Origin of the sequence: Collimonas sp. OK607 (assembly GCF_900111995.1) — a bacterium.
GTDB lineage: Bacteria > Pseudomonadota > Gammaproteobacteria > Burkholderiales > Burkholderiaceae_D > Collimonas.
Genome location: NZ_FOKF01000024.1, coordinates 41679 through 59488, shown reverse-complemented (window position 1 = coordinate 59488; position 17810 = coordinate 41679). Strand labels below are relative to the sequence as shown.

General features: G+C 56.0%; 16 protein-coding genes. 11 read left to right on the top strand and 5 right to left on the bottom strand.

The annotated features are described in order from the left end of the window. Positions 1–54: 54 nt before the first annotated feature. Positions 55–699, top strand: a complete 645-nt coding sequence (locus BM029_RS16560; RefSeq protein WP_092437850.1) for a VTT domain-containing protein — start codon at positions 55–57, stop codon at positions 697–699. 131 nt (positions 700–830) lie between these two features. On the opposite strand, the gene BM029_RS16555 is transcribed toward BM029_RS16560, so the two are convergent. Together BM029_RS16555 and tsaE are read right to left on the bottom strand one after the other, a co-directional pair. After that, the gene (locus BM029_RS16555; protein ID WP_092437848.1) at positions 831–2186 is read right to left on the bottom strand and encodes an N-acetylmuramoyl-L-alanine amidase; all 1356 of its coding nucleotides are present in this window, start codon (positions 2184–2186) and stop codon (positions 831–833) included. Next, complete coding sequence (gene tsaE / locus BM029_RS16550; protein WP_092437846.1) at positions 2150–2644, bottom strand: tRNA (adenosine(37)-N6)-threonylcarbamoyltransferase complex ATPase subunit type 1 TsaE; 495 nt, start codon at positions 2642–2644, stop codon at positions 2150–2152. The genes BM029_RS16555 and tsaE overlap by 37 nt, the downstream gene beginning before the upstream one ends. Before the next feature lie 101 nt (positions 2645–2745). On the opposite strand from tsaE, the gene queG reads away from it, so the two are divergent. Further along, positions 2746–3858: a tRNA epoxyqueuosine(34) reductase QueG gene (queG, locus tag BM029_RS16545; protein WP_092437844.1), complete on the top strand. Its 1113-nt coding sequence runs from the start codon at positions 2746–2748 to the stop codon at positions 3856–3858. 4 nt (positions 3859–3862) lie between these two features. Here queG and BM029_RS16540 read toward each other — a convergent pair whose 3' ends face one another. After that, positions 3863–4756, bottom strand: coding sequence for an AEC family transporter (locus BM029_RS16540; RefSeq protein ID WP_092437842.1), 894 nt, complete (start codon positions 4754–4756; stop codon positions 3863–3865). Between the two features lie 618 nt (positions 4757–5374). Here BM029_RS16540 and BM029_RS16535 point away from each other — a divergent pair. The 9 genes from BM029_RS16535 to lpdA all read left to right on the top strand — a co-directional run bounded on the left by BM029_RS16535 (position 5375) and on the right by lpdA (position 15874). Further along, positions 5375–5812 carry a methylated-DNA--[protein]-cysteine S-methyltransferase gene (locus BM029_RS16535; protein WP_371329129.1) on the top strand — a complete coding sequence of 146 codons (438 nt, stop codon included), beginning with the start codon at positions 5375–5377 and terminating at the stop codon, positions 5810–5812. After that, complete coding sequence (gene xerD, locus BM029_RS16530; protein ID WP_092437838.1) at positions 5809–6747, top strand: site-specific tyrosine recombinase XerD; 939 nt, start codon at positions 5809–5811, stop codon at positions 6745–6747. The genes BM029_RS16535 and xerD overlap by 4 nt, the downstream gene beginning before the upstream one ends. 110 nt (positions 6748–6857) lie before the next feature. Continuing rightward, positions 6858–7049 (top strand): hypothetical protein, encoded by a 192-nt coding sequence (locus BM029_RS16525; protein WP_092416055.1) that lies wholly within the window; start codon positions 6858–6860, stop codon positions 7047–7049. Positions 7050–7203: 154 nt separating this feature from the next. After that, positions 7204–7689 (top strand): Cys-tRNA(Pro) deacylase, encoded by a 486-nt coding sequence (gene ybaK, locus BM029_RS16520; RefSeq protein ID WP_092437836.1) that lies wholly within the window; start codon positions 7204–7206, stop codon positions 7687–7689. Positions 7690–7750: 61 nt separating this feature from the next. Continuing rightward, a complete protein-coding gene (gene plsY / locus BM029_RS16515) occupies positions 7751–8371 on the top strand; it encodes a glycerol-3-phosphate 1-O-acyltransferase PlsY (protein ID WP_092416053.1) in 621 nt (206 codons plus the stop codon). Between the two features lie 463 nt (positions 8372–8834). Next, on the top strand, positions 8835–11531 hold the full coding sequence (gene aceE / locus BM029_RS16510) for a pyruvate dehydrogenase (acetyl-transferring), homodimeric type (protein ID WP_092416052.1): 2697 nt from the start codon (positions 8835–8837) through the stop codon (positions 11529–11531). Between the two features lie 151 nt (positions 11532–11682). Next, entirely contained in the window at positions 11683–13011 is a 1329-nt protein-coding gene (aceF, locus tag BM029_RS16505) for a dihydrolipoyllysine-residue acetyltransferase (RefSeq protein ID WP_092437834.1), read from the top strand. A gap of 81 nt (positions 13012–13092) precedes the next feature. Then, a complete protein-coding gene (locus BM029_RS16500; RefSeq protein WP_092416050.1) occupies positions 13093–13662 on the top strand; it encodes an Ntn hydrolase family protein in 570 nt (189 codons plus the stop codon). Between the two features lie 91 nt (positions 13663–13753). Next, positions 13754–15874, top strand: coding sequence for a dihydrolipoyl dehydrogenase (lpdA, locus tag BM029_RS16495; RefSeq protein WP_092437832.1), 2121 nt, complete (start codon positions 13754–13756; stop codon positions 15872–15874). 97 nt (positions 15875–15971) lie between these two features. On the opposite strand, the gene BM029_RS16490 is transcribed toward lpdA, so the two are convergent. Both BM029_RS16490 and BM029_RS16485 read right to left on the bottom strand, forming a co-directional pair. Further along, complete coding sequence (locus BM029_RS16490) at positions 15972–16454, bottom strand: C40 family peptidase (protein ID WP_092437830.1); 483 nt, start codon at positions 16452–16454, stop codon at positions 15972–15974. A gap of 32 nt (positions 16455–16486) precedes the next feature. Next, positions 16487–17689: an acetylornithine transaminase gene (locus BM029_RS16485; protein WP_092437894.1), complete on the bottom strand. Its 1203-nt coding sequence runs from the start codon at positions 17687–17689 to the stop codon at positions 16487–16489. Between the last annotated feature and the right edge of the window lie 121 nt (positions 17690–17810).

The following is a 17810-nucleotide window of genomic DNA, read 5'->3' as shown; positions in this document are numbered from 1 at the left end:
ATTATTTGCTGTCTTTCGTAGTGTATTATTCCGGCGCTAACTAAGGAAAAAAATATGGACTTTATGCAATTCATGGACGTTATCCTGCACGTCGATAAATCCCTTGGATTTTTGATCAAGGAATATGGCACCCTGGTCTACATGGTGCTGTTCCTGATCGTTTTTTGCGAAACCGGCCTTGTGGTATTTCCGTTTTTACCTGGCGATACCTTGTTATTTATCGGCGGTGCGTTTTGCGCGACCGGTGAAATGAATATCTGGTTGCTGATGGGTTTGCTGATCGTTGCGGCAACTACCGGCAACACGCTGAATTACTGGATAGGCAGCCTGATCGGGCATAAGGTTTATACCCATGATTATCGATGGCTGGATAAGAAAGCCCTGCAAAAGACCCATGCGTTTTACGAGCATCACGGCGGCAAGACCATCATCCTGTCGCGTTTCGTGCCGATCGTGCGGACTTTCGCACCGTTCGTAGCCGGGGTGTCCGAGATGACTTTCTCCAAGTTCCAGTTCTTTAATATTATCGGCGCCCTGATATGGGTGGTCGGCCTGGTCTCGGCCGGTTATTTCTTCGGTAATATTCCGATTATCCGTGATCACCTGAACACGATTGTGTTGGTCGGGGTCGGCGCTGCGGTGGTGCCGGTGGCGCTAGGCGGCTTGTGGAAGTTCTACCAGAAAATGCGCGGAGCATAAGTACAATCGAAGCACGGCCGAAGTACAGCCGAAGCAAAATGAAATAAGGGCGCGCTGCAAGATTTGCAGCGCGCCCTTATTGTTTTATGGTCCGGTTTTAAGACTCGGCTTTCAGATCCGGCCTGAACCACTCAGGTCAGGCGGTTCCTTGCCAGCGGCGGATTATGGGCAAAATACTTCTTGATCCCTTTCAAGACTGCATCCGCCATCTGATCCTGATAAGCATTGTCAGTTAGTTTCGCTTCTTCTTCCGGATTCGAAATGAAGGCGGTTTCAATCAGGATGCTAGGAATATCCGGCGCTTTCAACACCGCAAAACCGGCTTGCTCGACCGCACCCTTGTGCAATTTGTTTATGCCGCCGATTTCATTCAATACAGCGCTGCCGAGTTTCATGCTGTCGTTGATCTGTGCCGTGGTCGACAAATCCAGCAGCACGCTCGCCAGTTGACGATCATGGCTCTTGATGTTGATGCCTCCGATCAAGTCGGCCGAGTTTTCCTTGTTGGCCAGCCAGCGCGCAGCGGTTGAACTGGCGCCTTTTTCCGACAGCGCAAATACGGACGAACCGCGTGCGGTCGGCGTCACGAAGGCATCGGCATGGATGGAAACGAACAGGTCGGCTTGCACTTTCCTGGCTTTCTGCACGCGTACACCGAGCGGTACGAAGTAATCGGCGTCGCGCGTCAGCATCACACGCATGTTCGGTTGTTGCTCGATCTTGGCCTTGAGCCGCTTGGCAATCGAGAGTACTACGTCTTTTTCACGGTTGCCGCCGCGCCCGGTAGCGCCAGGGTCTTCACCGCCATGCCCCGGATCGAGGGCGATGGTGATCATGCGCGTCAACGTCGGAGTCGGGGTTCTGTCGGCTTTGGGATCGACGCGGGCAATCTGCGGCGGTGGTTCAGGCTGCGGTTGCAGCGGCTGTTTTTGTTCCGGGGGTTTGGTTTGCGCCACAGGCGGTGCGACTTCGCCCGGGGTGGCGGACGGCCATTCACCTTTTTCAATCATGGCGGCGATCAGGTCGGGTGGATTGACCGGATACAAATCGAAGACCAGACGATGCTGGTAACCACCCACCGGATCCAGTGTAAACACTTGTGGTTTGACTTCTTCCTTCAAGTCGAACACCAGTCGCACGACGTTGGGGCGGTTCTGTCCGACCCGGACTTGCTTGATGTAGGGATCGTTAGGCTGAATCTTGGCGACCAGTTCCTTCAAGGTCGAATTGAGTTCGACACCTTCGATGTCAACCACCATGCGATCCGGATTTTGCACCAGGAAATGGGTGGTTTTCAGTTCCGAGTCGTTTTCCAGCGTGACGCGGGTGTAATCTTCCGCCGGCCAGACCCGTACCGCGATAATTTGCGCAGCGCGTGCCGACAGCGGCGCCAGCACTGAAATGAGCAAAGTACCGCCGGCCTTGAGTATGGTGCGGCGGACTTTTGATTTTAAAGGTTTGGTGCAAATTTCAGTCGAGCGAGACATTGACTACCCTTATCAGATAACGCCTGCAATTCTACATCACGTCCCTTGTCGGAAACACGGGAAACACTGAGTAATACATTGATGTCGGGCGGCGGCAACGCAGTAGCGGCTTTTTCCGGCCATTCGACGATACAGATAGTGCTTTGGTTGAAGTATTCGCGGAAACCAGCCTCCAGGAATTCGTCCGGACTGGCCATCCGATACAAATCGAAATGCATCACTTCGACCGCCTGTTGGGCTATCTGGATGGTATAAGGTTCCACCAAAGTGTAAGTAGGACTTTTGACGTGGCCTTCATAACCGGCAGCGTGCAGCAAGGCGCGGGTCAGTGCGGTCTTGCCCGCGCCCAGATCGCCGTGCAAATGGATCGTCAGCCCGGGCCGCACGGCTCTCGCCAATGCGGCTCCGAGAGCGTTGGTTCCTGCTTCATCGTGCAGGTGGGTAGTAAAATGGGGCATCTCGTCGCATAGTCCTTCGTATCAAGTCTTTTAAGTCAAATCTTATAAATCAGATCTTTTGAAGCCCGTATTTAGTATCAAGTCTTTTAAGTCGCCCAGCCATGGTTGTCACTGAACATAACTTAGCAGCACTAGCCACCACCATCAAAGCGTGGGGGCGGGAGCTTGGCTTTGCCGATATCCGCATCAGTGATGTCGATCTGGCGGAGCAAGAGGCTGGTTTCGCGGCATGGCTGGCGCTTGGTTATCACGGTGAGATGGATTATATGGCAGCGCACGGAATGAAGCGCGCCCGTCCTGCGGAACTGGTGCCGGGTACGATCCGGGCGATTACCGTGCGCATGGATTACCTGCCGCGCGCCTATAAAGATGAACAGGGTGATGAGCGTAACTGGCGTGCACGTGAACAAGCGCGGCTGGAGCCTGCCGCTGCCGGCACCGCCACAGTGTCGCTGTATGCGCGTGGACGCGATTATCACAAGGTGCTGCGTTCGCGCATGCAGCAACTGGCGGACCGGATCAAAGGTGAGATCGGCGATTTCGGCTATCGCGTGTTTACCGATTCTGCGCCGGTGATGGAAGTGGCCCTGGCGCAGAAGGCCGGGCTGGGCTGGCGTGGCAAGCACACCCTGTTGCTGAATCGCGAGGCCGGATCGTTTTTCTTTCTCGGTGAAATCCTGACCGATCTGCCGTTGCCGGTGGACGAGTCCATCAGCTCGCATTGTGGGCAATGCAGCGCCTGTATCGATGTCTGCCCAACCAAGGCGATCGTCGGACCGTATCGGCTCGACGCCCGCCGTTGCATCTCTTACCTGACGATCGAATTGAAAGGCAGCATTCCGGTGGAACTGCGACCGCTGATCGGTAACCGCGTCTACGGCTGCGACGATTGCCAGCTGTTCTGCCCATGGAACAAGTTTGCGCAGCCATCCACGCTGGGCGATTTCGATGTCCGCAACGGCCTCGATCGGGCCAGCCTGGTGGAGTTATTCAGCTGGAGCGAGGAACAGTTCAATAGCCGCATGGAGGGCAGTCCGATTCGCCGCATCGGCTATCAACGCTGGTTGCGCAATATGGCTGTGGGCCTTGGCAATGCCGCCGCGGCCGGCGCCGGTACGCCGGAGATCATCGCCGCCTTGCAGCAGCGCAGTGATGATCCTTCCGAGCTGGTGCGCGAGCATGTGGCATGGGCCCTGCAGCAACACGGCGCATGATGGTTTAGTGCTGCAAGACCCACAGCCAGAACGGCAAGGTCAGCGCCGACAGCATGGTGCCGGCAGAAATCATGAACGCTACCAAAGGGCCGTTGCCACCCATCCTGGCCGCCAGAATGTAGGCGCTGGACGCGGTCGGCAATGCGCAAAACAGCACGACGATCTGTAGTTGCGACGGCGCCAGTCCCAGCCACTGTCCCAGCAGCCAGGCCATGGTCGGCACCGCCAGTAGCTTGATCGCCAGGAAGTACCCGGTCAGCGCTTTGGCACGATGCGCGCCGCTCAGGCGCAGGCCCGCTCCAACCAGCAGCAGGCCCAGCGCCAGAGCGGAGTTGCCGAGTCGCGACAAGACCGCTCCCGCCACTTCCGGCATCGGCAAGCCGGACAGGCTATACAAGAGTCCGCAAGCGGTGGCGATCAGCAAGGGATTGCGCGCCAGCTCCTTGAACAAGCCGCCACTTTTATGCGCCAGGGCATGGACCGCCGCCAGGTTGCATAAAGGCACGCCAAAGCCGATCAGCATTGCCATCATGCCGGTGGCTTGCTCGCCGCCCAGCCGGGCCGCCAGGGCCAATGCCATATACGAATTGAAACGATAGGCGGTTTGCATGCCGGATTCATAATCCATAGACGCTGCCTTGATCCACGGCTTACCCAGCCAGGTAAGCATGACGGCGCCGAGCAGTGCGCACATGCCGACCATCAGCATCTTGCCGCTGGTGTCGAAGCTGAGCGGGGTGCGCGCAGTGGAGTAAAAGAGCAAAGCGGGGAAGAGCAGGAAATACACCAGTTTCTCCGCCCCGGTCCAGAATTCAGTCCCCCAGTTGCTAATGCGGTGCAAGATCGCTCCCAGCAGTATCAGCGAGAAATCCGGAAACAGCAGGTTGACGATATACATGGAGTGGTAGATATTGTAAGAAAGTTGGCTCGATTGTAGACATGCCGAACCATCTTGCATAATTTTAAGGAGAGGGCGGCGATATAAATTTCCACAGGGAAATTTGTGAATGTGAATAAGTGTTTATTTGATAATGGTTTAGTGAAAATCTATGTTGTTTAGTCAAAATGATTCATATAAATTATTTGTTAAATCAGCGTAACACCTGTTACAGTGCGACCACAATTTGACATTGCAGGACTTAAAAGCAGCAAATTGAACCGGATTTCGGTTTCCGGAAAACAGTAGTTATGTGGCACAGAATTCAGATTTTTTTAAGCGTCTGGCAGAAGCGGTTAAAAGCAATTGCCAACCAGGTTGAATAAACGGGATTGTAGGTGGTGGTGCATAAGAACGGTATTGATACCGGGGATACTGAGGAGACCTTGCATTCCGAATGAAGCTGTCTAAACAGCCGGGAGTGCATACGAAGTAATTTGAGGCGCATCGACAGATGCGCCTTTTTTATTTTATGCTAGCAGTATGAATATAATCTCAGATAGTCCACTAAAGCGCGCCGCCGGCGGCCAGCTTCCTGCGCAGCACTTCACGGCCGTGGTCGCCGCGCCTTTCGGTGCGATGGGCATACGCACTGATGCCGGCTTGCTGCAGGAATTGGTCTATCTACCTCCCTCATTTCACGAAAAAGACGCCACCGATGCGTTAGCCGAACGCGCAGTCAAGCAGATCTGTCGTTATCTGGAACAGCCCGACTTCCGCTTCAACCTTCCCCTGGCGCCGCTAGGCACCGCTTTCCAGCACAGAGTGTGGAAGGCGATTGCCGCAATACCGCGTGGGGAGGTACTCACTTATGGCCAGGTTGCCAAACTGATAGAGTCGGCGCCACGCGCGGTCGGGCAGGCATGCGGAGCCAACTGGTTTCCGTTGGTGATTCCCTGCCATCGGGTGACCGCGGCTGGCGGCTTGGGCGGCTTTTCTCATCACGATGACGAGGATGGCTTCCATCTGCGCGTCAAACGCTGGTTGCTGGAGCATGAAGGCGTGGTCGGCTTGTGAGAAGGTCCAAAGCTGAAACACTAGCGAAACCGGCATTAAGCACCGAACATCAAACCGCGATCGACGAGTTTTGCGACAGCTTGTGGCTGGAAGACGGCCTTGCCAAGAATTCGCTTGAAGCCTATCGGCGCGACATGACGCTGTTCGCTTTGTGGTTGCAGGCGCAACCAGATGGCAAGACCTTGTTTGCTATCCATGCCGGCGATCTGAACGCGTATTTCCTGGCTAAGCATGAGAGCAGCAAGGCGACCTCCTCGAACCGCCGTCTGGCGGTACTCAAGCGGTTCTATCTGCTGGCATTGCGGCAAAGCCGTATCAGTGTCGATCCTTGCCTGCATTTGCGCTCTGCCAAGCAAGCGCCGCGTTTTCCCAAGATCTTGTCCGAAGCCCAGGTTGAAGCTTTGCTGGCAGCGCCCGATGTTGCGACGCCGCTCGGCCTGCGTGACCGCACCATGCTGGAGCTGATGTATGCCAGCGGCTTGCGGGTATCGGAGCTGGTGTTGCTGAAAACGCTGGAAGTCGGCATGAACGAAGGCGTGCTGCGGATTACCGGCAAGGGTAATAAAACGCGCCTGCTGCCGTTCGGCGAGGAAGCGCGGAACTGGATTGTGCGCTTCCTGAAGGATGCGCGCGGCCAGATCATGGACGGGCAGATGGATGATGCGTTGTTCGTGACAGCTCGTGGCGGCGCCATGACGCGCCAGATGTTCTGGACCTTGATCAAGAAATACGCACTCAAGGCCGCCATCAATGCGCCGTTGTCGCCGCATACCTTGCGGCATGCCTTCGCTACTCATCTGCTGAATCACGGTGCGGATTTACGGGTGGTGCAATTACTGTTGGGGCATGCCGATATATCAACGACCCAAATTTATACCCATGTGGCGCGTGAACGTTTGAAGGCACTGCATGCAGCGCATCATCCGCGTGGTTAATGTTTTAATAATTATTTTGATCGTCCCCATTAAATTGAATTCTGCATCTTCCCAATTATTCTCCTGTATCCTGTAATACATCTATTCAAGAGTCTATTTAGGGGGCGCAATTGGCAAAAACGAATTTTCAGTATGAAAAACGGCAAAAAGAGTTAGAGAAGAAAAAAAAGAAGGAAGAAAAGCTGAAGCGTAAGGCGGAGAAAGGTTCTTCCACCGAAGTTGAGGTTGACGTAGAAGATGCGGCAGAGTCCGAACTGCCGGCTACCGGTGAACCGGCTTCCGACGAGCCAAAACAGCCTTAACCGTTAAACACGTTAGTTAAACATGTTAAACGCCGTGGTCAGCCCGACCAGCGTGGATCAGCGGCAGGGATTGTCGCTGCGTCAAGTTTTACGAACGAAAACATGATTTGCCAGCAGACGCTCAGACACAGGGCGCTGCGTTCAAATACCCGGTATGACAAAACATATTTCAGAGACCCCGGCGACGCAATTCTTGCGCAAGCACGGAGCGGTCTTTTCCGAGCATCCCTATGCATATGAGGAACATGGCGGCACCACGGTATCGGCGCGCGCATTAGGCGTGGACGAACATGCGGTTGTGAAGACGCTGGTGATGCAGGATGAGGCGGCCAAGCCCCTGATCATCCTGATGCATGGCGACCGCAAGGTGTCGACCAAGAACCTGGCGCGGCAAATCGGCTGCAAGTCGGTCGAACCTTGCAAACCGGAGGTGGCGAACCGCCATTCCGGCTACCTGATCGGCGGTACTTCGCCGTTCGCTACCCGTAAGGTGCTACCGGTCTATATAGAAGAAAGCATCCTGGCCTTGCAGAAGATATATATTAACGGTGGCAGGCGTGGTTACCTGATCGGCATGGCGCCGCAAAGCGTGGCGGATCTGTTGCAAGCAAAAGCGGTCCAGTGTGGGCTGGACGAATAAACCGGATAAACCGAATAAGCGCCAAACCTGAATCAACCAAATACAAAAGAAAGAGACACGCATGTACATATTGTTATTCGCGCTTGCCGCCTACCTGATCGGTTCGGTATCGTTCGGCATCATCACCAGCAAGGTATTCGGGCTGGGAGATCCGCGTACCTACGGCTCGAATAATCCCGGCGCCACCAATGTCCTGCGTAGCGGGAATAAAACCGCGGCGGCCCTGACTTTGCTCGGCGATGGTTTCAAGGGTTGGCTGGCGGTGTGGCTGACACAAAAATACGGGCCGCAATTCGGCTTGGGCGATGGCGCCGTTGCGCTGGCCGCCGTAGCAGTATTTTTGGGACATCTGTGGCCAGTCTTCTTCCGTTTTGCCGGCGGCAAAGGTGTGGCCACCTTGCTCGGCATCCTGATTGGCATCAGCCTCTGGCTGGGTCTGGCGACCATCGCGACCTGGATGATCGTAGCCTATGCGTTTCGCTATTCCTCGCTGGCGGCCTTGATTGCCAGCGTCTTCGCGCCATTCTTCTATGCCTTGATGGAAGGGCCGGACATGATTTTGCTGGCAATTGTCGTCATGAGCGCCTTGCTGATCTATCGCCATGCCAAAAACATCGGCAATTTACTGGCCGGCAAAGAAAGCCGTATCGGCGCCAAGAAGAAGGGCGGCAAGGCGGCGTAGAGTGAGTACTTGTACCCACGCATAACGTCAAATCCGCCATCTTGCTCATTTCGGCACCGCGTGGGCAAAAAAACTTGCCCGCCCTACCGATGATAAAAAAGCGCTGCTTCCTTCCGGGTCAGCGCTTTTTTACTTAGATTTACGGTAGTTGTTATATCGAATTAGCTATAAGTCAGATTTTATCGATATCAATATGTAACTATTGCTGCACTGCAGTACGGTGTTTTAAGCTGGAATTCAGCTTTTCGACGCAATGAAAAAGCTAATAAGCCCCGATTTCCCATAGTATTTTGTCTTGCTATGCAGCATATTTTCATATTATGAAATCAAATATCGCTATTTGGAAATGGAAAAAACTCCTGTTAGAATTTGGCGTCCGTCTACGAAGTGACGTAGATGCTTGCGACCCAACCCGCTAATCCGATGTTAAATTGGACAGGCGCACAAATTCAGGAGACTCAGCATGTCAGCCCAGCTCGACCAGGTTTTGGCCCAGGCCGCCAACGATCCAGACGTCATAGAAACCCAAGAATGGCTTGATGCGCTCGAAGCTGTTATTGAAACCGAAGGTCCTGAACGCGCCCACTATCTGATGGAAAGAATGGTCGACCTGGCCCGCCGCCGTGGCGCCCAGATCCCGTTTTCCAGCAACACCGCTTACGTCAACACCATCCCGGCACACATGGGCGAGCCTTGCCCCGGCGATCTGGAGATCGAAGAGCGCCTGCGCTCGTGGATGCGCTGGAATGCGATGGCGATGGTGGTCAAAGCCAACCGTCTCGACGGCGACCTTGGCGGCCATCTGTCCAGCTTTGCATCGCTGGCCAACATGCTGGGCATCGGCTTCAACCATTTCTGGCATGCACCGTCTGAAAACCACGGTGGCGACCTGTTGTACATCCAGGGCCACTCGTCGCCAGGCATTTACGCCCGGGCTTTCCTCGAAGGCCGCCTGACTGAAGAACAACTGCTGCATTTCCGTCGCGAAGTCGACGGCAACGGCCTGTCTTCCTACCCGCATCCGAAGCTGATGCCGGATTTCTGGCAATTCCCGACCGTATCGATGGGCCTGGGCCCGCTGATGGCGATTTACCAGGCGCGTTTCCTGAAATACCTGCATGCACGCGGCATCGCCGATACCGCCAACCGCAAGGTTTGGGCCTTCTGCGGCGACGGCGAGATGGACGAGCCGGAATCGATGGGCGCCATCGGCATGGCCGGTCGCGAACGTCTCGACAACCTGGTGATCGTGGTTAACTGTAACCTGCAGCGCCTGGATGGCCCGGTGCGCGGTAACGGCAAGATCATCCAGGAACTGGAAAGCGATTTCCGTGGCGCCGGCTGGAACGTGGTCAAGGTAATCTGGGGCGCTGGCTGGGACGATCTGCTGGCGCGCGACAAGGAAGGTATCCTGCAGCGCGTGATGATGGAAACCGTCGACGGCGAATACCAGAACTACAAAGCCAAGGATGGCGCGTTCGTACGTAAGCATTTCTTCGGCAAGCATCCGAAGTTGCTGGAACTGGTCAGCAAGATGTCGGACGACGATATCTGGCACCTGACCCGTGGCGGCCACGATCCGCACAAGATCTACGCTGCTTTCAAAGTGGCGCAAGAGCATAAGGGCCAGCCGACTGTCTTGCTGGTCAAGAGTATCAAGGGTTACGGTTTCGGCAAATCGGGTGAAGCGCGCAATACTGCACATAACACCAAGAAGCTGGACGACGAAGCCATCAAGGCCATGCGCGACCGCTTCCAGTTGCCGATTTCCGACGACAAGCTGGCGGAAGTGCCGTTCTTCAAGCCAGCCGACGATACCCCGGAAATGCAATACCTGCACGCCCGCCGCAAAGAGCTGGGCGGTTACCTGCCGCAACGCCGTCAGAAAGCTGACGAAGTATTGGTGGTGCCGGAATTGTCCGCATTCAAGGGTGCCTTGGAGCCGACTGCTGAAGGCCGTGAAATTTCCACGACCCAGGCTTACGTACGTATCCTGAACATCCTGCTGCGCGACCCGAGCCTGGGCCAGCGCGTAGTGCCGATCATGGTCGACGAATCGCGGACTTTCGGTATGGAAGGCCTGTTCCGCCAGATCGGTATTTTCAGCCAGGTCGGGCAGTTGTACGAGCCGGTCGATAAAGACCAGGTGATGTACTACCGTGAAGACAAGGCTGGCCAGATCTTGCAAGAGGGGATCAACGAAGCCGGCGGCATGAGTTCATGGATTGCCGCGGCAACTTCCTACTCGACCAACAACCGGGTCATGATTCCGTTCTACACCTACTACTCGATGTTCGGTCTGCAGCGTATCGGCGACCTGGCCTGGGCAGCGGGCGACATGCGCGCCCGCGGTTTCCTGTTGGGCGGCACTGCCGGTCGTACTACATTGAATGGCGAAGGTTTGCAGCATGAAGATGGCCATAGCCATGTACTGGCTTCGACCATCCCGAACTGCGTTCCTTACGATCCGACCTTCTCGCACGAAGTCGCAGTCATCATGCATGACGGCCTGCGCCGCATGGTCACCAATCAGGAAGATGTGTTCTACTACCTGACGCTGATGAACGAGAACTACAGTCATCCGGGTCTGAAAGAAGGCCAGGAAGAGGGCATCATCAAGGGTCTCTACCTGTTGCAAGAAGGTGGCAAGAAGAACAAGCAGCGCGTACAACTGATGGGTTCCGGCACGATTCTGCGCGAAGTCATCGAAGGCGCGGCATTGCTCGCCAGCGACTGGGGCGTCGATGCCGATATCTGGTCGGCGCCATCGTTCACCTTGCTGGCCCGCGACGGCCAGGATGTCGAACGCTGGAACATGTTGCATCCGACCGAAACACCGCGTCTGGCGCACATCACCCAATGCCTGAAAGACACCACCGGTCCGATCATCGTCTCCACCGACTACATGCGTACTTTCGCTGAGCAGGCGCGTGCTTTCGTTCCTGCAGGCCGTACTTACAAAGTGCTGGGCACGGACGGCTTCGGTCGCTCGGATACCCGCGCCAAGCTGCGTGAATTCTTTGAAGTCAACCGCTACTATGTGGCAGTGGCGGCATTGAAGGCCCTGGCGGACGACGGCAAGATCAAAGCCTCGGTTGTCGCCGATGCGATTACCAAGTATGGTATCAATCCGGAGAAGCCGAATCCGGTCACGCAATAACCGGTTTGGTAGGGTGGGCACGCCGTGCCCACGCGGTAGCTGCAGCAGTGCATCCGCGTGGGCACGGGTGCCCACCCTACGAAAACAAATTTCCACGACTGTGAAGTGCTGGCGAGTACTTCACAGCGGGCAGAATAATTGGAGCTAAGCGATGAGTATGGTGGAAGTCAAAGTCCCGGATATCGGCGACGTCAGTGAAGTTGAAGTCATTGAATTGATGGTCAAGGTCGGTGACACGGTAAAGGTTGATCAATCGCTGATCACGGTCGAATCCGACAAGGCCAGCATGGAAATCCCGTCCAGTCATGCGGGTGTGATCAAGGAATTGAAAGTCAAGCTGGGCGACAAGGTCAAGGAAGGCACTTTGGTGCTGGTACTTGAAGTCGATGCAGCTGCAGCAGCGCCGGCGCCAGCCAGCGCTCCGGCTGCCGCACCAGCAGCAGCGCCGACGGCGGCAGCTCCGGCTCCGGCACCTGCAGTAGTAGCTGCACCTGCTCCGGTAGCGGCACCAGCTCCGGCAGCACCGGTCCATGCCAGCGGCAGCATTCCGCATGCATCGCCATCGGTGCGCAAATTTGCGCGTGAACTGGGCGTTGACCTGAGCCGCGTTGCCGGCACCGGCATCAAGGCCCGCATCACCCACGAAGATGTACAGAACTACGTCAAGGGCGTGATCTCTGGTGCCGCCAGCGGTAGCGCAGTTGCTTCGAGCAGCAAGGGCGGTAGCGGCGTCGGACTGGATCTGCTGGCATGGCCATCGCTGGATTTCAGCAAGCAAGGTCCGACCGAGTTGTTGCCGTTGTCGCGCATCAAGAAGCTCAGCGGCCCGAACCTGCATCGCAACTGGGTCATGATCCCGCACGTCACGCAATTCGACGAAGCCGATATCACCGAGCTGGAAGAATTCCGCAAGCAAGCCAATGACAGTTTTGCCAAGGCCAAGTCGCCGGTCAAGCTGACCATGCTGGCGTTCGTGATCAAGGCCAGCGTCGCTGCGCTGAAGAAATTCCCTGCATTCAACTCCTCGCTCGATGCAAAGGGTGAAAACCTGATCCTCAAGCAGTACTACAACATCGGCTTTGCCGCCGACACGCCAAACGGCCTGGTGGTACCGGTGATCAAGGATGCCGACAAAAAGGGCATCAGCCAGATCGCTCTGGAAATGGGCGAATTGTCTGCCCAGGCACGCGACGGCAAGTTGAAGCCGGCCGACATGCAAGGTGCAACTTTCACGATTTCCTCATTGGGCGGTATCGGCGGTACGGCATTCACGCCAATCATCAATGCGCCTGAAGTAGCGATCCTGGGCTTGTCCAAGGCATCGATGAAACCGGTCTGGGACGGCAAGCAATTCGTGCCGCGCCTGATGATGCCTACCTCTTTGTCTTACGATCATCGCGTTGTCGACGGTGCCATGGGTGCACGCTTTAGCGTCTATCTGGCTGAAGTGCTGGCCGACATGCGCAAGACATTGTTGTGATGCCTGGCGGCGCAAACTGAAAGCTTGTTCTTTCTTTTTTGCGCCGCTTGCGGTCATTTGGCATACCGATGGAGAGCAACTATGACTACCTGTGTTGTCGTCAAAAAAAATGGGCAAATCGCGATTGCGTCTGATTCGCTGGTGACGTTCGGCGATACCCGTTTGTCGCATGCTTATGAGGTCAACAACAAGATATTCCAGGTTGGCGAATCGTATATCACGCTGGCCGGCACCGCCGCCCATTTCCCGGTGATGCGCAAGCTGCTGACCGGCATGGGAGAAGACTGCAAGCTGAATACGCGCGATGAGGTATTCGAGACCTTTTCCAAGGTGCACACCATCCTCAAGGACCAGTATTTCCTGAATACCAAAGAGGATGAAGACGATCCCTACGAGTCATCGCAGATTACTGCCTTGATTGCCAATCCTTACGGTATTTTCGGTGTGTATTCCTATCGCGAAGTGTTCAGTTTCGATCGTTTCTGGGGCATAGGCAGTGGCCGCAATTTTGCCTTGGGCGCGATGTATGCAGTCTACGACCAGGATGTCAGCGCACAGCGTATCGCCGAAGTCGGGGTGCATGCCGGCGTTGAATTCGATAAGAGCTCTGCCACCCCGATGCGCATTCACAGTTTTGAAATGAAATCCTAGGCGGCGCAGGGCACGCTGGGCACAGCACGCAGCATCACACTACATCACACATTTTTCCTCCAGACGGGGGAACGAGCATGGAGCAAACGCTATGAGTATGGTTGAAGTCAAGGTCCCGGATATCGGCGACGTCAAAGAAGTAGAAGTCATTGAATTGCTGGTCAAGGTGGGCGATACCGTCAAGGTCGATCAGTCGCTGATCACGGTGGAGTCCGACAAGGCCAGCATGGAGATTCCTTCCAGCCAGGCCGGTATTATCAAGGAAATCAAGGTCAAGGTCGGCGACAAGGTTAGCGAAGGTTCGCTGGTTCTGGTGTTGGAAGCCGCCGGCGCTGCAGCATCTGCTGCGCCCGCTGCCGCACCAGCACAGGCTGCGGCGCCAGCTGCCGCCGCCCCGGCTGCTGCCGCTGCACCAGCCGCAGCGACTGGCGCCGTCAGCACGATCGAAATCAAAGTGCCGGATATCGGCGATGTCAAGGAAGTCGACGTTATCGAATTGATGGTCAAGGTAGGTGACAGCGTCAAGGTCGACCAGTCGCTGATTACCGTCGAATCGGACAAGGCCAGCATGGAAATCCCATCGAGCCAGGCCGGTACGATCAAGGAAATCAAGGTCAAGGTCGGCGACAAGGTTAGCGAAGGTTCGCTGATCGTGTTGCTGGAAACTGTCGGTGCTGCCGGGGCAGCGCCTGCTGCGCCTGCAGCCGCGGCTCCCGCTACGGCTCCTGCTCCGGCAGCAGCGCCTGCTGTAGCGGCTCCCGCCGCCGTCAGTTTCGCAGGCAAGGTCGATATCGAGTGCGACACCATGGTGCTGGGCGCCGGTCCTGGCGGTTATACCGCTGCATTCCGCGCCGCCGACCTGGGACAGAGCGTGGTGATGATCGAGCGCTATCCTAGCCTCGGCGGGGTCTGCCTGAACGTCGGTTGTATTCCGTCCAAAGCACTCTTGCATGCAGCCAAGGTGATTACAGAAGCGGAAGAAATGGCGCATTTCGGTGTCAAGATGTCGGCGCCGGAAATCGATATCGATGCCTTGCGCGGCTGGAAAGAAAGCGTCATCAAGAAATTGACCGGCGGCCTGAGCGGGTTGTCCAAGGCGCGCAAAGTGCAAGTGTTGACCGGCAAGGGTGAATTCAGCTCAGCCAACACGATCACGGTAGCAACCGCCGACGGCCCGAAAGTGGTCGGTTTCAAGAATGCGATTATTGCTGCCGGTTCTTCGGTTGCCCGCATCCCCGGTTTCCCATACGACGATCCGCGTCTGATCGACTCCACCGGCGCGCTGGAACTGCGTCAGATTCCGAAGAAACTGCTGGTCATCGGCGGCGGCATCATCGGCCTGGAAATGGCTTGTGTGTATGACGCGCTCGGTTCCAAGGTAACGGTGGTCGAATTTGCCGACGGCTTGATTCCGGCGGCAGACCGCGACGTTGTCAAGCCGCTGCAAAAACGTATCGAAAAACGCTACGAAGCGATTTACCTGAAAACCAAGGTCACCAAGCTGGAAGCCTTGAAAGAAGGTTTGCGCGCAACGTTTGAAGGTGCCGACAGCAGCTCGCCGGCAGCGCCGGAACCGCAACTGTACGATATGGTGCTGGTGGCCGTAGGCCGTCGTCCTAACGGCAAGGAAATTGCAGCCGAAAAAGCTGGCGTGATCGTCAACGATCGCGGATTTATTCCGGCCGACAAACAACAGCGTACCAACGTTTCGCACATCTTTGCCATCGGCGACATCTGCGGCGATCCAATGCTGGCACACAAAGCCACCAACGAAGCCAAGGTTGCAGCTGAAGTGATCGCTGGACACAAGGTTGAATTCGATGCGATGACGATTCCTTCGGTGGCTTACACCGATCCGGAAATCGCCTGGATGGGCCTGACCGAAACCGAAGCCAAAGCCAAAGGCATTCCTTTCGAAAAAGCGAATTTCCCATGGGCGGCAAGTGGCCGTGCACTGGCAATGGGCCGCGACGACGGCATGACCAAGCTGTTGTGGGATCCGACCACAAAACGCATCATCGGCGCCGGTATCGTTGGCGTGAATGCTGGCGAGCTGTTGGCGGAAACCGTGTTGGCAATGGAAATGGGTGCTGACCTCGAAGACCTGGCGCTTACCATCCATGCCCATCCGACGTTGTCGGAGACGCCGATGTTTGCGGCTGAAATGGGCCTGGGCACGATTACCGACCTGTTCATCCCGAAGAAGAAATAAAGAAATAGGGTGGGTACGCAGTGCCCACGCAGCATAAAAAAAACGCCGTTCCAGCATCAGCCGGAACGGCGTTTTTGTTTATATCAGCCCACAACAATCAGTCAAAATATCTGCGAACAGCCTCAAATCGGGTCGCGTAATAACGATTGTCGAGACGGTCGATACGCACCTTGCCATTGGTCGACGGCGCATTGATGAAGCGGCCGTCGCCAATGTAAATCCCGACATGGGAAAAAGCGCGGTGCATGGTATTGAAAAAAACCAGATCGCCGGGGCGCAGATCGGCCTTTGAAATATTTCTTCCCTGGCGCGCGATATCTGCCGCGCTACCGGTGACATTGAGCCCCGCCGCCTGCTTATACACATAAGTGACCATGCCGCTGCAATCGAGCCCGGCTTCCGGATTCTTGCCGCCGAATCGGTAGTTGGTATCAATCAGGCCCAGTGAGTAGATGACGATGTCGTTGCCCTTTTCGCTGACGGGTGTGTCGTCGGCGGAGCCGGGGCGGACCGAACCGGTTCCGCCGCAAGCTGCCAGCAACAAAGCCAGGCAACAGATAAAGAGATTTCTAATCGTCATCGAGTACTCACCTTTATCTCCTTTAGTTAGTCTTACTTCTTGATCTGGCCAATCACGTCCGACAGCATGGCGATCATCTGGTCGATTTCCGCAATCGTCACGTTCAGCGATGGCATGAAGCGCAGCAGGTTCGGCCGCGGCGAGTTCAGCAGCAGGCCTACCGGATTCAGGTCGCGTGCGATATCGACAATTTGCGGACCGATGTCGCTACCCAGTTTCAGTGCGCGCAACAAACCTTCGCCACGCTCGCCTTCGAGTCCGTGTTTCCCGGTAAGTTTCAACAACTCGCTGCTCAGGTAGGCGCCCTTGTCTTTTACCGATTGCAGGAAGCCAGGAGCCAGCAAGGTATTGATCACCGCCACGCCGACCGCCGTCATCAGTGGATTGCCATTGTAAGTACCGCCCTGGTCGCCGGCCTCGAAGCAGGCGATCTCTTCCCGTGCCAGCAATGCCGCCAGCGGCACGCCGCCGCCGATGCCTTTGCCGAGCGTCATGATATCCGGTGTGATGCCGGACAACTGATAAGCGAACAGTTCGCCGCTACGGCCCATGCCGGATTGCACTTCGTCGACGATCAGCAAGATACCGCGCGCCTTGGTCAGTTCGCGCAAGCCGTGCATGAATTCACGGGTCGCTGGAATTACGCCGCTTTCACCCTGTACCGGTTCCAGCATTACCGCGACGGTCTTGTCGTTGATCAGTTTTTCGACGCTGGCCAGATCGTTCAGTTCGGCTTTAGGAAAGCCAGGTACTTGCGGTGCAAAAATGGAATCCCAGCCCGGCTTACCGCTGGCTGACATGGTGGCCAAGGTACGGCCGTGGAAACTGTGATTGAAAGTGATGATTTCAAACCGGTTCTGGCCGGCCTGGTTCGGATTCTTCTTGCCCCATTTGCGGGCCAGCTTGATCGCGCCTTCATTGGCTTCGGCGCCGCTGTTGGTGAAAAACACGCGGTCGAAGCAGGAGTTGGCAGTCAGCAGGCGAGCCAGTTCAATCGACGGTGCATTGTAAAAGGCCGGCGAAGGATTGATGATCTTCTTCGATTGCTCCACCAGCGCATCCTGGATGCACTGTGGCGAGTGGCCCAGCGAATTGACCGCCCAGCCCTGCAGATAATCCAGGTAGCGCTTGCCGGTATGGTCCGTCATCCACATGCCGTCGCCTTCGGTAAACACCAGAGGAGGGCGGTTAGTGATGTACATCAGGTCGTTGACCGGGTAGTCGCTGAATTTCACGCTTTGTTCCATATGGTTACTCCAAAATAAGGGCAAAAAAAAACCACAGGCATCGCCTGTGGCTTCGTGATCAATCGACGGTCACGCGCACGGCTTACCAGGCTGAGGTAATGGGTTACGG

Bases quoted from the DNA above. Each gene is read 5' to 3' on its own strand.
- BM029_RS16560 (WP_092437850.1), top strand. From the start codon at position 55: ATGGACTTTATGCAATTCATGGACGTTATCCTGCACGTCGATAAATCC.
- BM029_RS16555 (WP_092437848.1), bottom strand. From the start codon at position 2,186: ATGTCTCGCTCGACTGAAATTTGCACCAAACCTTTAAAATCAAAAGTC.
- tsaE (WP_092437846.1), bottom strand. From the start codon at position 2,644: ATGCCCCATTTTACTACCCACCTGCACGATGAAGCAGGAACCAACGCT.
- queG (WP_092437844.1), top strand. From the start codon at position 2,746: ATGGTTGTCACTGAACATAACTTAGCAGCACTAGCCACCACCATCAAA.
- BM029_RS16540 (WP_092437842.1), bottom strand. From the start codon at position 4,756: ATGTATATCGTCAACCTGCTGTTTCCGGATTTCTCGCTGATACTGCTG.
- BM029_RS16535 (WP_371329129.1), top strand. From the start codon at position 5,375: ATGGGCATACGCACTGATGCCGGCTTGCTGCAGGAATTGGTCTATCTA.
- ybaK (WP_092437836.1), top strand. From the start codon at position 7,204: ATGACAAAACATATTTCAGAGACCCCGGCGACGCAATTCTTGCGCAAG.
- plsY (WP_092416053.1), top strand. From the start codon at position 7,751: ATGTACATATTGTTATTCGCGCTTGCCGCCTACCTGATCGGTTCGGTA.
- aceE (WP_092416052.1), top strand. From the start codon at position 8,835: ATGTCAGCCCAGCTCGACCAGGTTTTGGCCCAGGCCGCCAACGATCCA.
- aceF (WP_092437834.1), top strand. From the start codon at position 11,683: ATGAGTATGGTGGAAGTCAAAGTCCCGGATATCGGCGACGTCAGTGAA.
- BM029_RS16500 (WP_092416050.1), top strand. From the start codon at position 13,093: ATGACTACCTGTGTTGTCGTCAAAAAAAATGGGCAAATCGCGATTGCG.
- lpdA (WP_092437832.1), top strand. From the start codon at position 13,754: ATGAGTATGGTTGAAGTCAAGGTCCCGGATATCGGCGACGTCAAAGAA.
- BM029_RS16490 (WP_092437830.1), bottom strand. From the start codon at position 16,454: ATGACGATTAGAAATCTCTTTATCTGTTGCCTGGCTTTGTTGCTGGCA.